At 72.7% G+C, this 293-nt stretch carries 1 protein-coding gene; it reads left to right on the top strand.

Features of this window, described 5'->3' with window-relative positions; all coding sequences use genetic code 11:
• Positions 1-293, top strand: a 293-nt coding sequence (locus SB775_RS28660) for a hypothetical protein (protein WP_410864572.1), incomplete at both ends; no start/stop codon positions are given.

A 293-nucleotide genomic window follows, 5' to 3' on the forward strand; every position in this document is an offset into this window, starting at 1 on the left:
GGTGCTGGTCGACAGCGGCGTGGTGCAGGGCGTGGCCGACCTGTACCAGCTCGACCTCGACCAGTTGCTGCAGCTGCGCCTGGTGACCGGCGCCGAATCGCCCGAAGCGTTCCTGCGCGAGGCGCGCGAGCACCTCGCCGAGGCGGCTTACCGCCAGCTCGAGCAGCAGCTGGCATCGCTGGCCGCTGGCGCGGACGGCGACTGGCGGGCGGCGCTGCTGCGCACCGGCCTGCCGGCGTTCGACTGGAACCGCCGCAAGATCGCCACCAAGTGGGCGGAGAACCTGGTCCAGG

This window comes from Peribacillus sp. SIMBA_075, from assembly GCF_046534585.1.